Below are 16774 nucleotides of genomic sequence, written 5' to 3' on the forward strand. Positions count from 1 at the left end.
TGTGCCCTTACTGGGTGACGAAGCTGGTGAAAAGCAGTTCGTCGGCGCCCTTGGTGCCGGTTTCGGCCTTGAGCAGCTTCTGCACTTCGGCCAGCGAGTCGGCCTGGAGGCGTTCCTTGCCGGCACGATCGGCGATCTGGGTCGGCTCGACCTGCGAGAACAGCATCAGCAGCTTGGCGCGGATGGCCGGCGCATGCAGCTTGATCGCCTCCAGCGCGGCAGGGTCCCGGGTCATCAGCTGCACTTCGACCTGCAGGTAGCGCGGGCCGTCGAAGCTGCTGTTGAGGTTGACCACGAACGGCGGCTCCAGGCCGAAGTACTGCGCCGGGGCCGGCACGGCCTTGGTGGCGGCGGGCTTGGCTGTCTTCGTGTCGTGCTGGGAAGACGTGGCGAAATACCACGCACCGCCACCGGCGGCACCGGCAGCCAGCACGGCCACCAGGGCAGTGATCAACAACGGACTGCGCGGCTTGGCGGCCTTGTCCTTGTCGGCGGATTTCTTGGTTTTGTCGGCGGCTGCGGCCACGAGGGGAAGCTCCATTGGATTGCTTCCTGGCTACATGCAAAGGGCGTGCCTGAATGCCGGAGGCGGGGCGCGTCGTGTTTCTGGCGGGTGCGCGGTGTTGCGCGCATGGCGTGGTCGGAACGAAAGGCAGCCACGCATGGCGTGGCTCTACCGGTCCGCCCGCCTACGGGTGGAGCCACGCCATGCGTGGGTGAGGCCTTATCTACCCCGTCTGGCATTGCGGGGAGCCGGCCAGCGGCCGGCATTACCGGCCGTGTCGGCTCCGTCCGGCATTGCGGGGAGCCGGCCAGCGGCCGGCACTACCTGGGGCGCTTAGGCGTAGGCGTCGACCAGGCCGCGCTGGCGCATCAGCTGCGCGGGGGACACGGTGATATCGGCCAACGTCGGTTCCCCGTCACCACCGCCGTGGCCGGTGCGGTCTCCCCCCGCCTTGCCATCCTGTGCCGTGTGCTGGTGGCCGACATCAGCGTTGCCCAGCTGGAAACCTTGCTCGCCGAGCATTTCCCGCAGGCGTGGCAGGCTGGTTTCCAGCGCGTGCCGGACCTCGGCATGGGCGCTGCTGAAACTGGCGTGGACCTTGTCGCCGTCGATCTGCAGGCGCACTTCCACCTGGCCAAGGTCGTGCGGGGTGACGCGGATCACCGCATGCCCGATCTTCTGGTCGGCCAGCCAGCCGACCCGCGCGCTCATGGCGTCGCCGAAGTCATCGGCGCCGACATCGGGGGTGGCGGTCGGGCTGCCGGTGAAGGCGGCGCTGACCGCAGTGCCCTTGAGTTCCGCGGCGGCATGCAGGGCGTGCAGCAGTGGCGTGGCCGGTGCATCGCCGCCGTCGTTGCCGGCGATGGCATCGGTGACGGCCTTGAGCAGCTGGCGGTCGTCGGTCACCTCGGCATCGGTCGGCAGCACGATCGCAGCGGCCGGTGCGGCAGGGGCGGCGGTGCCGGCAGCGCCCGTGGCGGGAAGCGCGGGTGCCGCCGCGGCGGTCGCAGGCGGGGCCGCGGCCAACAGCGGATCGGTGGCTGTGCCGGTTGCTGCCGGGGGCCGCGGTGGCGCAGGCGCTGCGGCCGGTTCCAGCCCGATCAGGGCCAGGCCGGCCAGGCCCAACGGCGGCCAGGGCGCGGCATCGGTGTCTTCGGCGGTGTCCTCGCCCGGCTTGGCCGGGGTGGCAGGCGTAGCAGCAGCGACCTCGCTAGCGGATTCGCCGCTGTCCTCGCTAACCGGGCGCTTGCCCGGATCACCCGGTTTGGCCGCGTCCGCGTCGGGCGTCGGCTTGCCGCTCGCCTCTGGCTTGGCCGGCTTGCTGGCGGTTGGATCCGACGGCTTCGGCGTGTTGGCATCGCCCTTGAGCATCGCGTCAAAGTCCTGGCGGTCGCCGCCAGCACTGTCGTTGCGCGGGCTGTTGGCGGCGGTCTTGGGGGTGACGGTGGCAGCGCCGCTGCCCAGCAGTGCGGGCGGCATCACGGCGTGCCTCCGGTCTCGTTGTCGGCATCTTCGCGCTGGGCCTGGCGGCTCCGGCGTGCGCCGATGTCGTCCATGTCGCGCTGGTCGCGGCGGTCGGTCACCACTTTTTCCTGCGCGCGGTAGCTGGCCGCCAGCTGTTCCAGCACGGCCTTGTCGCGGCTGGCCAGGATCAAGCGGGCGCGCTCGGCTTCAACCTTCTCGCGGTTGCTGTCCACGGTCTGGCTTTGCTGGGCCACCGCGCTGTCCAGGCGGTCCAGGAAGGCCCGCCGGTTGAGCAGCTGCGCCGGACTGGTCGCGGCCATCTGCGCATTGGCGTATTCCTCGGCGTACCGGCGCAGCTCATCCAGCCGTGACAGATGGGTGTCCAGCGTGCGCTGGCGTTCGGCCAGGTCGCGTGCCACTTCGTCTTCGTGGTCCTGGGCCCGCTTGAGCAGGGGATCGATGCGCTTGGACTGGATCATGGGTTATGCCTCTGGTTCCACCAGGCGCTTGAGCGCGGCCTGGCTGTGCGGCAGGTCGGCGGCCTTGGCGACGTCCTGGCTGAGGAATTCAACGATGTCCGACCAGCGCTCCAACGCTTCGTCGGTGGCCGGGTCATTGCCGCGCTGGTAGGCGCCGATCGCGATGAGGTCGCGGTTGGACGAGTAGGCCGACACCAGCCGCTTGAGCTTGCGGATGCGCAGGCGCCACGGTTCGTCGGCGATTTCGGTGACCACCCGGCTGACCGAGGATTCCACGTCGATGGCCGGGTACAGGCCACTGTCGGCTACCCGGCGCGAGAGCAGGATGTGGCCATCGAGGATGGCGCGCGCGGCATCGGCGATCGGATCCTGCGGATCGTCGCCTTCGGTCAGCACGGTGTAGAAGGCGGTGATCGAGCCGCGGCCCTTGGCGCCGTTGCCGGCGCGTTCGACCAGGGCCGGCAGCTTGGCGAACACCGACGGCGGGTAGCCGCGGGTGGTCGGCGGCTCGCCGACCGACAGGCCGATCTCACGCTGGGCCTGGGCAAAACGGGTCAGCGAATCCATCAACAGCAGCACGTTAAGGCCCTGGTCGCGGAACCACTCGGCAATGGCTGTGGCACGGTAGGCGCCATGCAGGCGCGCCAATGGCGGGCGGTCGGCCGGGCTGGCCACCACCACCGCGCGGCGCAGGCCTTCCTCGCCGAGCGTGCTCTCGACGAAGTCGCGGACTTCGCGGCCACGTTCGCCGATCAGCCCGACTACGATCACATCGGCGGCGGTATACCGGGTCATCATCCCCAGCAGAGTCGATTTACCCACGCCGGAGCCGGCAAACAGGCCCACGCGCTGGCCGCGCCCGATCGGCAGCAGCGCGTTGATCGCGCGCACGCCCACATCCAGCGGCTGGGTGATCGGCTCACGCGCGAGCGGGTTGATCGACACGCCCGCCATGCCGACCGTGGCTTCGGCGCGGATCGGGCCCTTGCCGTCCAGCGGTACGCCGTCGCTGTCGATGACCCGGCCCAGCAGGCCTTCACCGACTTCCACGCCACCGCGGCCCAGTGCCGGCACGACGCGGGCGTTGGGCAGCAGGCCGTGCAGTTCGGCGCTGGGCATCAGATAGGTGCGTTCGCCGGCAAAGCCGACCACTTCGGCATCCACCCAGCCGCCATCGGCAACTTCAACCTTGCAGCTGGCGCCCAGTGGCGATTCGCAACCGACCGCTTCCAACGTCAGGCCGACCGCGCGGCGCAGCACGCCTTCGCGGATCAGGCCACGGCCGTGGTTGCCATCGGGCTTGATGCTGTCCAGGCGCGCGGCCAGGCGCAGGTTGCGCGCGGCGGCCCACTCGGCGGCGGGGGCGGTCAGGGGTTCGGTGTTCATGTGCTGGCTCCGGATTTGCGCAGCACCGCATCGAGCGCACCACGCAGGCGCGCTTCGAGGGTGCCATCAAGACGCACGGCCTCGGCATGCACGCGCAGGTCGCCACGGCTGAGGCTGAGGTCGGCGGTCAGGCGTTGGGTCGGTGACAGCTGCAGCAGCGGGGCGAGTGCGGCGATGTCGTCGGGGTGCAGGCGCACCTCGACCTCGCGGTTGGCACCGCCCACGGCGTCCACCGCTTCATTGACCAACTGTGCCAGCAGCGCCGGATCGGCTTCGTAGGCGCGGCCGACCAGGGTGCCGGCGATGCGCACGGCCAGTTCGCCGAGCGCGGCCACCACTTCGTTTTCCAGCCGCACCAGCGGCCGGCTGAAGTTGTCCAGGATGCCTTCGATCTGCGCGATCAGGCGACGCACTTCGGCCTGGCCCTGGGCCAGGCCATCGGCGTGCCCCTGCTCGAAGCCATCCTTTTCCGCGTTGTCCTGGATTGCCTGGATTTCTTCCAGGGTGGGCAGCTGCAGCAACGGTTCGGGTTCGTGCTCCAGATCGGGCCCGGTGAGTTCGAACTGCTCGTCCTGCGGCGGTTCGGGCACCGCCAGCAGATCCGGGGCAAGCCAGCGCACGGCGTTGTTCACAGCATCGCCTCCGCGTTGCCACCGATGGTGACCGTGCCTTCATCGGCCATGCGCTTGACGATGGCCAGGATCTCGCGCTGCGCCACTTCCACATCCGACAGGCGCACCGGACCGCGTGCTTCCATGTCTTCGAGCAGGATTTCGGCGGCGCGCTGGGACATGTTGCGGGTGATCTTGTCGCGCACCTTGATGTCGGCGCCGCGCAGGGCCAGGCCCAGGCGTTCGCCGCTGACTTCGCGCAGCACCAGCTGCAGTTCGCGATCGTCCAGGTCGACCAGGTCGTCGAACACGAACATCAGGTCCTGGATGCGTCCGCTGAGCGGGGCGTCGATGCGCGCGATCTCGCCCAGGATGGCCTGGTCCTGGCCGCTGTCCATGAAGTTCAGGATGTTGGCCGCGCACTGCACGCCGCCGATGTTGGACGACTTCAGGTTCTGGTTGCCGGCGAACTGGCGCTCCATGATTTCGTTCAGTTCATTCAACGCGTTCGGCGGGATGCCGTCCAGCGTGGCAATGCGCAGCAGCACGTCCACGCGGGTGCGTTCGGGCAGCAGCTTGAGCGCATCGGCGGCCTGGTCGGTTTCCAGGTGGGCCATCACGATGGCGATGATCTGCGGATGCTCGTTGCGGACCAGGTCGGCCACCGCACGCGGGTCCATCCACTTCAACGCGTCCAGGCCGGTGGTGTTGCGGCCAAGCAGGATGCGGTCGATCAGGTTGCCGGCCTTCTCGCTGCCCAGGGCCTGGATCAGCATGTTGCGGATGTAGTCGTCCGAGCCCACGCCCAGCGAGGTCTTGGAGCCCAGTTCACTGTTGAACTGGTCCATCACGCCTTCGACCTGGACACGGGTGATGTCGGTCATGGTGGCCATGGCGATGCCGATCTTCTGCACCTCCTTGGGCTCCATGTGGCGCAGCACTTCAGCCGCGTCCAGTTCACCCAGCGAGAGCAGCAGGACGGCGGCGCGCTGGACGCCGGACAGGGGGGCGGTGCCGGCGTCAGTCATTGGCCACCCAGCCCTTGACCACCTGGGCCACGCGCTTGGAATCGGTCTTTACAGCTTCACGCGCCATGCGCAGTCGTTCCTCGTAGGAGTCCACCGGCAGTGCCAGGGTTTCATGTCCGGCCGCGCTCAGGCGTTCGCTGCCCAGTGCGGGCAGGCCTTCGCCGTCATCGACCAGCTGCACGTCGGCGCGGTGCGGTTCCAGGCTGTCATCGCCGGCCTTCTTGGGCTGGCCGGTGATCGAGCGCAGTGCCGGGCGCAGCACGCCGAACACCAGGGCAAGCACCACGATCGCACCGAGCAGCAGCCTCAGGCCGTCCTGCACCTGCGGCAGTTCCCACCACTTCGGCCCTTCGACCGGAGTCACTTCGCGCACGAACGGCGCGTTCATCACCGACACGGTATCGCCACGCTCGGCATCGAAGCCGACCGCCTGTTTCACCAGTGCTTCCACGCGGGTGAGTTCGGCCGCCGACAGGGCCTGGTCGGCCATCTTGCCGTTGGCACCGGCACGCGGCACGTTGTCCACCAGTACCGCCACCGACACGCGCTTGATGCGGCCGGCCGGCTGGCGGGTGTGCTGCAGGGTGCGGTCCAGCTCGTAGTTGCGGGTGGCGTTCTTCGAGGTTTCGGTCGGTGCCGCAGCCGTGGCCGGGGCGGCGGCCGGGCCGGGCGGGGTATTGCTGGCCGCACCGGGAACGCCCTGCGGACCGGGGGTGCTGCTGCTGTTCTCGCTCATCTGCTCGCTGCGCAGCTTCTGCGGCTCGCCGTTGTACAGCTCACGGGCTTCTTCGATCACCGAGAAGTCCATGTCCACGCTGACTTCCGGATTGACCCGGCCGGGACCGGTCATGGGTTCGAGCAGTTCGCGGATGCGCTGGTTGAAGGAGGTTTCCTGGCGGCGCACCTGTTCGAACTGCGCCGCGTTCAACGCCGCTTCGCTGTTCGGATCGGACACGCTGAGCATGCGCCCGCTCTGGTCCACCACGGTCACCCGCTCGGGGGTGAGGTCGGGGATGCTGGCGGCCACCATGTGCACGATCGCATCGATCTGGCCGCGTTCCAGCTGCTGGCCGCCGCGCAGTTCCAGCACCACCGAGGCGCTGGCGACATCACGCTGGCGGGTGAAGGCGCTGGGCTTGGGAATGGCCAGGTGCACGCGCGAATCACGCACCGGGCGCAGGGTGTTGATGGTGCGCGACAGCTCGGTTTCCAACGAATGCTGGTAGCGCGCGTTTTCCATGAACTGGCTGACGCCGAAGCCCGGATCGCGCTCCATCAGCTCAAAGCCGAGCCGGCCACTGTCGGTCAGGCCCGAACCGGCCAGCTTGAGGCGCGCATCGTGCAGGTTCTTCTCCGGCACGGTGATGCCACCGGTGGCCGGGTCCAGTTCGAACGGAATCTGCGCGGTGCGCAGCAGGTCGGTGGCCTCGGCGGTGGCCTTCTGGTCCAGGCCGGTGTAGAGCGGCACCATGCCCGGCTTCTGCGACCAGAAGAACACGAACAGGCCTGCCGCCACGGCCACGGCGATCATCGCCATCAGTCCGAGCCGACGGGTGATCTGCAGGCTTTGCAGCCGGTCGAACCACTGCCCAGCCTTTTCGGTGTTCAGGGATTCTTTGGAGAGCGACAGGGCCATGCGTTTCTATCCTTACAGCGGCATGTTCATCACGTCCTGGTAAGCCTGGACGAGACGGTTACGGACTTCCACGGTGGCGCGGAAGGCGATCTGGGACTGCTGCGAGGCGACCATGACCTTGGCCAGGTCCGCACCGGGTTCACCCAGTTCGAAGGCCTTGGCGAGGGCGCCGGATTTCTGTTGTGCTTCGTTGACGCCGGCGATGGCGCCACGCAGGGTGTCGGTGAAGCTCGGGCCCTGGACGTCCTGCGGGGAGACCAGGCCCTGAATGGCATTGCTCTTCGGCGCCTCGGTCAGCGGGCTGACGGCGGACTGCCCCATCTGGGTCTGGAGGGTGCGGATCTGGGAAAGGACGGAGGTGACGGAGTGCGACATCTGGAACGTTCCGAAGCTGGGATGGGGTTTCGAGTGAATACGTTGCAAGTGCCGTGCCGAAACCGTTTACCGGTTCAGTTTTATTGGTGGCACAAGGGCTTGCGCCTTCACGCGGCGACGGCGAATGGGCGGCCGGTCGCGGCGCGCGACGGAATGTTGCTGCGGCGTTTTGACGCGGCGTGCGTGTCGGGGAGCCGGCGTCGGAAAACCGGCGGGGGGACGTGCAGCCAACCGTGGGGTGGCTCTACCGGGGGTGTGCCGGTGGTGCGGCTACCCGCGGGGCGGTATCGGGGTAGAGCCACCCCATGGGTGGCTGCTCTTCCTAGGGCGTCAGCGTCCAGCGGCCGCTGTTCTGGCGGCGGGCCGGGGCGATGGGACCGGCGTGCTGGGTGAAGACGAACATGCCCTCGCTGTCGGTCAGGCAGGTCAGCAGCAGGGTGTAGGCGGCCGCACCGCCCGGGAACGCTTCGCGCATGCGGACTTCACCGAGGTGCGGGGCGTGGCGCTGGTAGCGATAGGTGCCCTGCACGCGGATCGGGGTGCCCAGAATTTCCAGCACGTACTGGTCGTCCGCGAAATTCACCTGCACCATCCGCCCGGCGTTGGGGTTGTCGGGGCGATAGAGCGGATCGCTGACATTGATGAACTGGCGCGCGTCGAGCGTGGTCGGCAAGGTGCAGGCCGGGGTGGCCAGGGAGGTGGTGGGCAGCAGGGCCAGCAGGAGCAACACGGGGAACTGGCGCATCGGATGACCTCCAAGGGGATGTGCCTTTGATGCTAGTCAGTGCATGGCGCGGGTCTGTAGGAAACGTTGCAATCTGTCTGCCGGCCGTTGCCGCGAACGCCACAACGACAAAGCCCGGGACAGGCCCGGGCTTCTGTGTCATTCCAGCGTGCGGTGGGCTCAACCGGCCAGTTCGGTCTGGTCGCGTTCGATGCCGTATTTGCGCAGCTTCTCCACCAGGGTGGTACGGCGCAGGCCGAGCAGCTGGGCGGCATGGGCGACCACGCCCTGGGTACGCTCGAGGGCCTCGTTGATCAGCGTCAACTCGATGTTGGCCATGTGGTTGCGCAGGTCCAGGCCGGCATCGGGCAGGCCGGCGGCGCGGGTGACCGGGCCGATGCCGTTTTCCAGCGAAGCAGCCACGCCCGGGGCCGGGGTGTGGAAGGAAAAGCTGCGCAGGTCCAGGCGCTCGTCGGCCACCGGTGCCGGGGCGGCCACGACCACCGGCGCGGCGGCGGTGAAATCACCGCGGTAGCGCGCCGGCAGGTCCTGCACGCGCACGTTGCCGCTCGGATGCAGCACGGCCAGGCGCTCGACCAGGTTGGTCAGCTCACGCACGTTGCCCGGCCATTCGTACGTGGCCAGCGCCTGCAGCGCTTCGGCGGTGAAGCGCACTTCGCCGCGACCGGTGCGTGCCAGCTGCGCGGCGATGGTGGTCACCAGTGCCGGCAGGTCTTCACTGCGCTCGCGCAGCGCCGGCACGTCGATGGGGAAGACGTTGAGGCGATAGAACAGATCCTCGCGGAACTTGCCGTCGGCAATGCGCGACTCCAGGTCGCGGTGGGTCGCGGCGATCACCCGCACGTTGCAGCGGATGGTCTGGTTGCCGCCCACGCGCTCGAAGCTGCGCTCCTGCAGCACGCGCAGCAGCTTGACCTGCATCGGCAGGCTCATGTCACCGATTTCATCCAGCAGCAGGGTGCCGCCTTCGGCCATTTCGAAACGGCCCTTGCGGGCGCTGAGCGCACCGGTGAAAGCACCCTTTTCGTGACCGAACAGCTCGCTCTCCAGCAGCTCGGCCGGGATCGCACCGCAGTTGATCGCCACGAACGGGCCATCGCGACGCGGCGAGCGCTGGTGGATCGAGCGCGACACCACTTCCTTGCCGGTGCCCGATTCGCCCAGCACCAGCACGGTGGTGTCGAATGCGGCGACCTGTTCGATCATCAGGCGCAAGGCGCTCACCGCCGCGCCGTCGCCGGTCGGGCCGGTTTCCTGCACGGCACCGGCCTGGTGCTCGGCATCCAGGCGCTTGAGGCTGGCGCGGCGCAGCAGGGCCTCCATCTGCGCGTGGCGCAGCGGTGCCTCCAGCGGCCACACGTTGGCTTCGTGCAGGCCGTGCTGCTGGGCAAAGCGGGCGGCATCGCCGTCGATCAGCATCACCGGCGGCGGCAGCGCGCCCTTGCCGGCCCAGGCAAACAGCGCATCGCTGCCCGCGCCCGGGTCCAGGCTGCCGATGATCACCGCCACCCAGTCGTTGGGGCGGTGACGGGCCGTGTCGATGTCGGCCGCGTCGGCCACCCAGCGCGGGTTGAAATCCATGAATTCGAGCAGGGCGACGGTGCGCTCGGCGCGCACGGCGTCGTTATCCAGCACCAAGATGCGCGACTCACTCATGATCCATTCCCCTTCAGGCCTTCCAGGATCGGCATGACTTCCTGGATGTAGGACAGCTTGCTGACGAAGTTGTCGGCGCCGGCACGCAGGGCATGCTCGCGGTGTTCGACATCGTCGAAGTGGCTGGCGATGACGATGTACGGCGCGTCGTCCTGCGACTTGATCAGGCGGGTGGCCTGCAGGCCGCCCATCTCCGGCATGGCCAGATCCATCAGCACCACCTGCGGGCGCAGCGATTCGGAACGCTCGATGGCTTCAAGCCCATTGGCGGCGCTGCCGATCACGTCCAGCCACTCGACCTTCCGGAAGTGGCGCATCGCCGCGTTGATGAAGCCTTCGTGGTCATCGACCAGCAGGACGGTGAGCTTGTTCATGTCTTCCATTTCCTTCAGCCCACCCGGGCCAGTTGCGGGGTGCGGGCATTGATCCGACGGCGTTCGCGAGCCGGAGCGATGTCCAGTTGTTCGCGGTATTTTGCAACGGTGCGGCGCGCGATGTTGACGCCCTGGCGGGACAGCAGGCCGGCGATGGCTTCGTCGGCCAGCGGGCGAGCGGACGGCTCGGCATCGATCAGGCGGCGCACCATGGCCTTGACCGCCTGCCCGGAGACGCTGGCACCTTCCAGACGCACGGCGAAGAAGTGCTTCAGTTCCAGGGTGCCGCGCGGGGTCTGCAGGTACTTGCCGGTGGTGATGCGCGAGACGGTGGACTCGTGCATGCCGATCGCATCGGCCACTTCCTTCAGGGTCAGCGGTGCCATCGCCTCTTCGCCGCGGGTCAGGAACCCGGCCTGGCGTTCGATGATCACCCGCGTGGTGCGCAGCAGGGTGTCATAGCGCATCGACAGGCCGCGGGTGAGCCAGCGCGCCTCCTGCAGCATGTCACGCAGCGGCTGGGCGGCATCGCCGGCCTCGGCCAGGGCGCTTTCGTAACCGGGGTTGATGCTGAGGCGACGGCTGGTGGCCGGGTTGAGCGCCACGCGCCACTGGTTGTCGGCATGCCAGGCGATCACATCGGGGATGACCACGCCGGTGTCGTCCGGGCGCAGGCTGTCGCCGGGGCGCGGCTGCAGCGACAGGATCAGCCGCACCGCTTCATGGATGTCGGCAACTTCGGCATCCAGTTCGCGGGCCAGGGCAACGTAGTCGTGCGCAGCCAGGCTGGCCAGACCCTGATCCAGCACGCGCTGGGCCAGGTGGCGGGCCGGCACGCGGCCGGGAAGGGCGCGCAGCTGCACGCTCAGGCATTCATGCAGGTCGCACGCGGCCAGCCCGGCCGGCTCGCCGTGCAGGATCTGCTGGCGCACGGCTTCGACACCGGCGGCATCCACATCGCAGTGGGCGCTGGCCAGCAGTTGCAGCTGCGCCAGCGGCGCGTCCAGGTAGCCGGCGTCGTCGCAGTGCTCCAGCCAGAAGCTGGCCACGCCCAGTTCGCGCGCATCCAGCTCCAGCGACAGGCGCTGCAGGGCGCGCAGCTGGGGGTCACTGGATTCGTCGGCGGCAATGCGCTGCATGCGGTCGTCGTCGCCGTCCTGCCAGCTGGCGCCGGGCACGTCCCACATCGCGCTTTCCGGCAGCTCGTCGAAGGCGGCCATTTCCTGCACGGTGGTGGTTTCGGCGGTGTCATCGGCCGGGGCGTCGGGCGCCTCTTCCAGTTCCAGCAGCGGGTTGGTTTCCAGTGCGCGGCGGATCTCCAGCTCCAGCTGCATGCCGTCCAGCTGCAGCAGTCGGATGGACTGCAGCAGTTGCGGCGTGAGGTGGAGCTGCTGACCCAGCTGGGTCGACATCGTCGGCTTCATGCGTTTTCCCCGTCGCACCGACTCCCCGGTGCGTTATGGAACGCATCTTGCTTGTGATATCCCGACACCGTAATCAGGGGGTTCCTGAGTGGTGTCGTTGGTTTCCTGACACCTTGTCAGGAAAACCACTACAACACCTCGGACTTTTGACGCTGCCTGCGGCGGAAACCCTTGTGTTTCAGTCGCCAAGGCGGCTGGGGCCTGTTCAAAATCCCGACGCTGCCAAGTCTGAAGCCTTCAGCGTGTCGGGGAACCGACGCCGACTGCCTGGCGCCTCACTCCAGTTCGTGCTGGTGGCGCGCGGCGAGCAGCAGCAGATCGTTGGCGCGGCGGCAGCCGAGCGACTCCATCATGCGCGCGCGGTGGGTCTCCACCGTCTTGACGCTGATGCCCAGGTCCGCGGCGATTTCCTTGTTGCTCTCGCCCCGGCCGATCTGGCGCAGGATCTCGCGCTGGCGCGGCGACAGCGCCGCCACGCCCACCGGTTTTTCCTTGCCCAGCATCGGCGCCAGCATCTTGGCCGAGATCTGCGGGCTCAGGAACACCTGGCCGGCATGCGCGGCGCGCAGGGCCAGCTCCAGCTCCTGCGGCGCGGCATCCTTGACCACGAAGCCGACCGCGCCACGGTCCAGCGCATCGCGCACGTGCACCGCATCGTCATGCATGGTCATCATCACCACCCGGGTGCCGGGCGCGCGCAGCAGGATGTCGCTCAGGGCTTCCAGGCCGGTGCGGCCGGGCAGGGACAGATCCATCAGGATCACATCCGGACTGTGCTGGATGGCCAGCTGCAGCGCCTGTTCGGCATTGCTGGCTTCGGCGGCGACGTCCACGTCGGCAAAGCCCTGGAGCAGGCGGCTGAGGCCGGCGCGGACCAGGGTGTGATCGTCGACGATGAGAACGCGCACAGGCAGGCTTCGGCAGATGTTAAGGCGGGGTGACCACCTTAACGGAGTGGCGGCCTACCGCCAAGCCGATCCCGTCACGGTAGTGGCGGCCGTTGGCCGGCAACCCGTAAAAACGTCGCTCAGGGGTCCAGCGGACGGCGGTCGGCCAGCCGCGCCTGCGCGATCTGGCGGCGGTGCAGGCGGAACAGGTGCCGTTCCAGTGCCATCTCCAGCGCATCGCTCATCGGCTCGAAGCGCAACCACAGGAAGTGCGCGCCGGCGCCGGTGGCCGCTTCGGCCAGCACCGACACCGGCAGGTCGATATGGTCGGGCAACCAATCGCAGGGCTGCAGCCGGATCACGCCCAGGCTGCCGGCCGCCGCGCCGGTACGCATCCCCTGTTCCAGGCGGATGCCGCGCCGTGACCAGCGCAGCGGGCGCAGGTCCAGGTCCTGCGCGGTCTGTCGCACCAGCCGCCCGAGCAGGACCATGGTCAGGTCCAGCTTGGCCTCCAGGCGCTGCAGTTGCGCGGTGGCTTCGCCGCGCTCGTCGTGGCCGTCATCGCCGCGCGAATCTTCCACCAGGGCGACGCTGCGCAGCAGGGTCTCGGCGCTGCCCGGGCGCACCACCGCGCTGCCCAGGCGGAACTCGGCCGGCAAGGCGACCTCGCAGCTCAGCGTTTCATCGAACAGCTCGCTTTCGGCTGGATGATGGATGGCGCTGGGACGCGGCTCGTTCATGACAGGGATTCCGCGGTGAGGTAGGCATGCGCGGCGCGGTTGGCCGCAGCGCCCTTGCGCACGTGGCCGGCCGCTTCGTCGCGCTGGCTCATGATCATCACCATGACGCGCTGCTGGCGGCTTTCCAGTGCGCGCAGGCCGGCGACGTCATCCAGTCCGCCGGGCTGCGCCAACAGCTGGGTCTGGTCGGCGTGCAGGGTGTCCAGGCAGGCGCCGGCACGCTCGTGGTCACCGGCCAGCAGGGCGGCTTCCAGCGTGTCCAGGGCGGTGTTGAGGTCGGCCAGGGTGGGCGCGGTGGCCATTACACGGCGGCCTGCGCGGGCGCGCGCTGGTCGCGCGGGATCGCATTCCACGCCGCGTCGATCTCGCCCAGCAGCTCCAGCGACTCGCGCAGGGCCTCCGGGTCGTTGTGCAGGTTGGCTTCGGTCAGGCGCTGCATGACGTAATCGTACAGGGCCGACAGATTGCCGGCGATTTCGCCGCCGGCTTCATGGTCGAGCGAGCCGTTGAGGTGGCCGACGATCGCGCACACCTCGCCGATCGCCTTGCCTTTGCGCGCCTGATCGCCACGTTCCAGGCAGGCCTGGGCCAGCCGCACGCGTTCCAGCGCACCGGCCAGCAGCAACGCCACCAGCTTGTGCGGGTCGGCGTCGACGATCGAGCTCTGCACGCCGACTTTGCGGTACTGCTCGGTGAATTGACGGTTTGAACCGTACATCAATCATGTCTCCTTCGTGCGGGGCCGCGTGCCTTGCGGGGTCTGCGGCACCGGGGTGGAGCCTGCGTTGGCTGCTGCAATGGCTGCTGCGTTGGTACCAGTATCGGCCGCGTGTGCGATTTACTTGAGCAGGCGGCCGTGTCGATCAGCGGGCCAGCTGACTGAGCTGGGAGGTGAGCGAGGAGGTGGTCTGGCTCAGCTTGCCCATCAACGCATCCAGTGCCAGGAACTGCTTTTTATAGCGTTCCTCCACGCCGGCCATGCGCACGTCCAGTGCCTTGCGGCGCTTGTCGATGTCGGTCAGGGTGGCGTTGATGCTCTTGGTGCGCGAAACAAAGGCGCCTTCCTTGCCCACCGTGGTGCTGACGTAGCCGTCGACCATGTTGAACAGTTTGGTGGCCGCGCCATCATCACCGGTGAGCGCCTGGCGCACCGCACCGGCCTGGTTGACCAGCGCCGCCTCGAACTTGGTGGCATCCAGCACCAGGCTGCCATCGGCATTGGGATAGGCGCGGGTCTGCAGGCCCAGCGTTTTGGGGTCCAGGCCAACGGCGGCCAGGTCCTTGAGCACGCCGCCCATCATCGCGCGCAGCTGGCTGGAGGCCCCGCGCATCTGCGCATCGCCGGTGAGCGAGGAGGGCTCCTTGTTCTCGATGTCGTATTTGGTGGCGGTGCTGATTGCGCTGATCGCGCCGTTGTAGGCGGTGACGAAGTCCTGCATCACCTTGCGCGCGGCCGCCACGTCGGTGCTGACGGTAACGGTACTCTTGCCCGGCTTCTTCAGGTTCAGGGTCAGGCCGGGCACCACGTCGGCGACGGTGTTCTCGCTGGACACCACCTCCACCCCGTCGATGGTGAGCTTGGCGTCGGCGGCCGGGGTGCGTTCGGTCAGGCTGTTGGCCAGCGCGGTCAGCTCGGCGTTGCCGGACCCGGCGCTGAGCTTGATCGCATTGGCGGTGCCGGACTTCTCCTGCGACAACGACAGGAACTGGTTGTCGCCAGAGGCGATCAGGGTCGACTGCACGCCCAGGCTGCGGCCGGCCTTCTCGATCTTGGTGCGGATCGAAGACAGGGTGTCATCGGCTTCGACCTGGATCTCCAGCGTCTTCTTCTTGTCGCCGACGCCCACCTCCAGCGACAGGGTGCCGGCGCCGAAGGTCTTGGTCTTGGACACCGCCGTGTCGGCGATCCACTTGTTCGCCGTGGCCAGCTGGTCGACCTGGATGACATGGTTGCCGGTGGCGGCCGAGTTGGTGCTGCTGACTGTCAAGATATCGTCGGTGCCTTCCTTGGTCGCACTGACCAGGCGGGCGTCGAACGCGGTAGAGGCCTTCAGCGCCTTCAGCGACGTGCTCAGCAGGTCGAACGCGGACTTGACCGTGCCCACCGCCGACAGCTGCATCTTGGCTTTGGACTGCTGCAGGTTGAGTGCGTTGTCCGAAGGTTTGCGGTCTGCCGCCACCAGGCTGGCGACCATGCCGGAAATATCCAGTCCGGAACCGATGCCGCCGTAACCAAAGTCAGCCACGTTGTATCTCCTGTCTGTGTGCCGCCGCGGCGTTGCCGCGTGGCCGTGCTGTCAACGAAGGTAGCGGCCGTAGCCGCCAGGTCTTTAGAACCACGTTGATGCAGGAGTTGTGCCAGTGGCGTGGCGCGGAGGAATGGCACGCGCTTTGCAGGGGCATAGGGGCGGGACGCAGTGCAGGTCCGGCCAGGGGTCTGTAAAAAACCCTCCTCCAAAGTAGAGGAGGGCTCAGGCTACTGAAAAGCGGGGGGAGACGAAGCCACCCGGGGAGTTCAGTCAAACAAGCAGCGCTGATAACGGTTGGGCCGCAGGGGCGGGCCATGGCCACGGTGGATGTGGCGACCGGGAGAGAGTCCGGCCCATGGCCATGGCCCGTTCCTGCGCGACAGTTGGCTGTCTTTTCGGGGTTTGCCCGCGCCGCCGGCGTTGGCCGGCGGCGTGGACGCGTGGATCAGCGCAGCAGGCTGAGCACGTTCTGCGGCACCTGGTTGGCCTGGGCCAGCATGGCCGTACCGGCCTGCTGCAGGATCTGGGTGCGGGTCAGCTCTGCGGTTTCCTTGGCGAAATCGGTGTCCTTGATGCGGCTACGCGACGCGGACAGGTTTTCCGAGGAGGTCTGCAGGTTGGCAACGACCGAGGTGAAGCGGTTCTGGATCGCACCGAGGTCGGCGCGGGTGTTGTTGATCGAGCTCAGCGCCTTGTCAACGATTTCCAGCGCCTGCTGGGCACCCTTCACGGTCGACACGTCGATCTTGTCGGCGAACTGCTTGGTCGGAACCGCGGCGTTGCCGGCCAGCGTGATGTCGGTGCCGCTCAGCTGCACCACGGCACCGTCCTTGTCGACGCTGTCCTTGACCGAGGTCAGGGTCAGGGCGCCGGTGGTGGCATCGGCTTCGGCGTAGATACCGGTTTCGCCGATCTTGGCGTTGATGTGCGCGGCCAGCGACTGGCCCGCCTTGGCGGTGGTGGTCTCGGTCAGCTTCAGCTCGGCGAAGGACACCGTGCCCGACGCGCTGGTCAGGCTGAAGGCGGCGACCGTCGAGGTGCCGTCGGCGGCGACCGTCGGGGCAGCGGCGGTGGCGGTGACGAACTGCGCGCCGCCCAGGGCGTCGGCCTTGGCATCCACGACCTTGTCGATGGCGATGGCCTGGCCGGCGTTGGCGCCCACCTGGAACAGCTGGCTGGAGAACGAGCCGTCCAGCAGCTTGGTGCCGTTGAAGT

General features: G+C 68.1%; 18 protein-coding genes. All 18 read right to left on the reverse strand.

The genetic code is table 11. From position 1 onward, the window contains the following. Positions 1-7 precede the first annotated feature (7 nt). Positions 8-541 (reverse strand): flagellar basal body-associated FliL family protein, encoded by a 534-nt coding sequence (locus NR101_RS03670; RefSeq protein ID WP_256776964.1) that lies wholly within the window; start codon positions 539-541, stop codon positions 8-10. 297 nt (positions 542-838) lie between these two features. Then, positions 839-1984: a flagellar hook-length control protein FliK gene (locus tag NR101_RS03675; protein WP_256776965.1), complete on the reverse strand. Its 1146-nt coding sequence runs from the start codon at positions 1982-1984 to the stop codon at positions 839-841. Beyond that, positions 1984-2448, reverse strand: a complete 465-nt coding sequence (gene fliJ, locus NR101_RS03680) for a flagellar export protein FliJ (RefSeq protein ID WP_256776966.1) — start codon at positions 2446-2448, stop codon at positions 1984-1986. Before fliJ ends, NR101_RS03675 begins: the two co-directional genes overlap by 1 nt. 3 nt (positions 2449-2451) lie before the next feature. After that, the gene (locus NR101_RS03685; protein ID WP_256776967.1) at positions 2452-3834 is read right to left on the reverse strand and encodes a FliI/YscN family ATPase; all 1383 of its coding nucleotides are present in this window, start codon (positions 3832-3834) and stop codon (positions 2452-2454) included. Next, positions 3831-4466: a FliH/SctL family protein gene (locus tag NR101_RS03690; RefSeq protein WP_256776968.1), complete on the reverse strand. Its 636-nt coding sequence runs from the start codon at positions 4464-4466 to the stop codon at positions 3831-3833. The genes NR101_RS03685 and NR101_RS03690 overlap by 4 nt, the downstream gene beginning before the upstream one ends. Further along, positions 4463-5449 (reverse strand): flagellar motor switch protein FliG, encoded by a 987-nt coding sequence (gene fliG / locus NR101_RS03695; RefSeq protein ID WP_256776998.1) that lies wholly within the window; start codon positions 5447-5449, stop codon positions 4463-4465. Before fliG ends, NR101_RS03690 begins: the two co-directional genes overlap by 4 nt. A gap of 16 nt (positions 5450-5465) precedes the next feature. After that, on the reverse strand, positions 5466-7109 hold the full coding sequence (gene fliF, locus NR101_RS03700; protein WP_256776969.1) for a flagellar basal-body MS-ring/collar protein FliF: 1644 nt from the start codon (positions 7107-7109) through the stop codon (positions 5466-5468). Between the two features lie 12 nt (positions 7110-7121). After that, complete coding sequence (gene fliE, locus NR101_RS03705; RefSeq protein ID WP_256776970.1) at positions 7122-7484, reverse strand: flagellar hook-basal body complex protein FliE; 363 nt, start codon at positions 7482-7484, stop codon at positions 7122-7124. A 322-nt stretch (positions 7485-7806) separates the two neighbouring features. Then, positions 7807-8229: a hypothetical protein gene (locus NR101_RS03710; RefSeq protein WP_256776971.1), complete on the reverse strand. Its 423-nt coding sequence runs from the start codon at positions 8227-8229 to the stop codon at positions 7807-7809. Positions 8230-8388: 159 nt separating this feature from the next. Then, complete coding sequence (locus tag NR101_RS03715; protein ID WP_256776972.1) at positions 8389-9885, reverse strand: sigma-54 dependent transcriptional regulator; 1497 nt, start codon at positions 9883-9885, stop codon at positions 8389-8391. Then, positions 9882-10259, reverse strand: coding sequence for a response regulator transcription factor (locus NR101_RS03720; RefSeq protein ID WP_256776973.1), 378 nt, complete (start codon positions 10257-10259; stop codon positions 9882-9884). Before NR101_RS03720 ends, NR101_RS03715 begins: the two co-directional genes overlap by 4 nt. Before the next feature lie 14 nt (positions 10260-10273). Then, positions 10274-11683, reverse strand: coding sequence for an RNA polymerase factor sigma-54 (gene rpoN, locus NR101_RS03725; RefSeq protein ID WP_256776974.1), 1410 nt, complete (start codon positions 11681-11683; stop codon positions 10274-10276). Between the two features lie 275 nt (positions 11684-11958). Continuing rightward, on the reverse strand, positions 11959-12591 hold the full coding sequence (locus NR101_RS03730) for a response regulator transcription factor (RefSeq protein ID WP_256776975.1): 633 nt from the start codon (positions 12589-12591) through the stop codon (positions 11959-11961). Between the two features lie 119 nt (positions 12592-12710). After that, positions 12711-13310, reverse strand: coding sequence for a PilZ domain-containing protein (locus tag NR101_RS03735; RefSeq protein WP_256776976.1), 600 nt, complete (start codon positions 13308-13310; stop codon positions 12711-12713). Beyond that, complete coding sequence (locus tag NR101_RS03740) at positions 13307-13612, reverse strand: hypothetical protein (RefSeq protein ID WP_256776977.1); 306 nt, start codon at positions 13610-13612, stop codon at positions 13307-13309. Before NR101_RS03740 ends, NR101_RS03735 begins: the two co-directional genes overlap by 4 nt. Then, a complete protein-coding gene (fliS, locus tag NR101_RS03745) occupies positions 13612-14028 on the reverse strand; it encodes a flagellar export chaperone FliS (RefSeq protein ID WP_256776978.1) in 417 nt (138 codons plus the stop codon). The genes NR101_RS03740 and fliS overlap by 1 nt, the downstream gene beginning before the upstream one ends. Positions 14029-14173: 145 nt before the next feature. After that, positions 14174-15556 carry a flagellar filament capping protein FliD gene (gene fliD / locus NR101_RS03750; RefSeq protein ID WP_256776979.1) on the reverse strand — a complete coding sequence of 461 codons (1383 nt, stop codon included), beginning with the start codon at positions 15554-15556 and terminating at the stop codon, positions 14174-14176. A gap of 448 nt (positions 15557-16004) precedes the next feature. After that, positions 16005-16774: flagellin (locus tag NR101_RS03755; RefSeq protein ID WP_256777706.1), on the reverse strand; the 770-nt coding region annotated here is incomplete at its 5' end.

The organism is Stenotrophomonas sp. Ste86 (assembly GCF_024519465.1).
Classification (GTDB): Bacteria; Pseudomonadota; Gammaproteobacteria; order Xanthomonadales; family Xanthomonadaceae; genus Stenotrophomonas.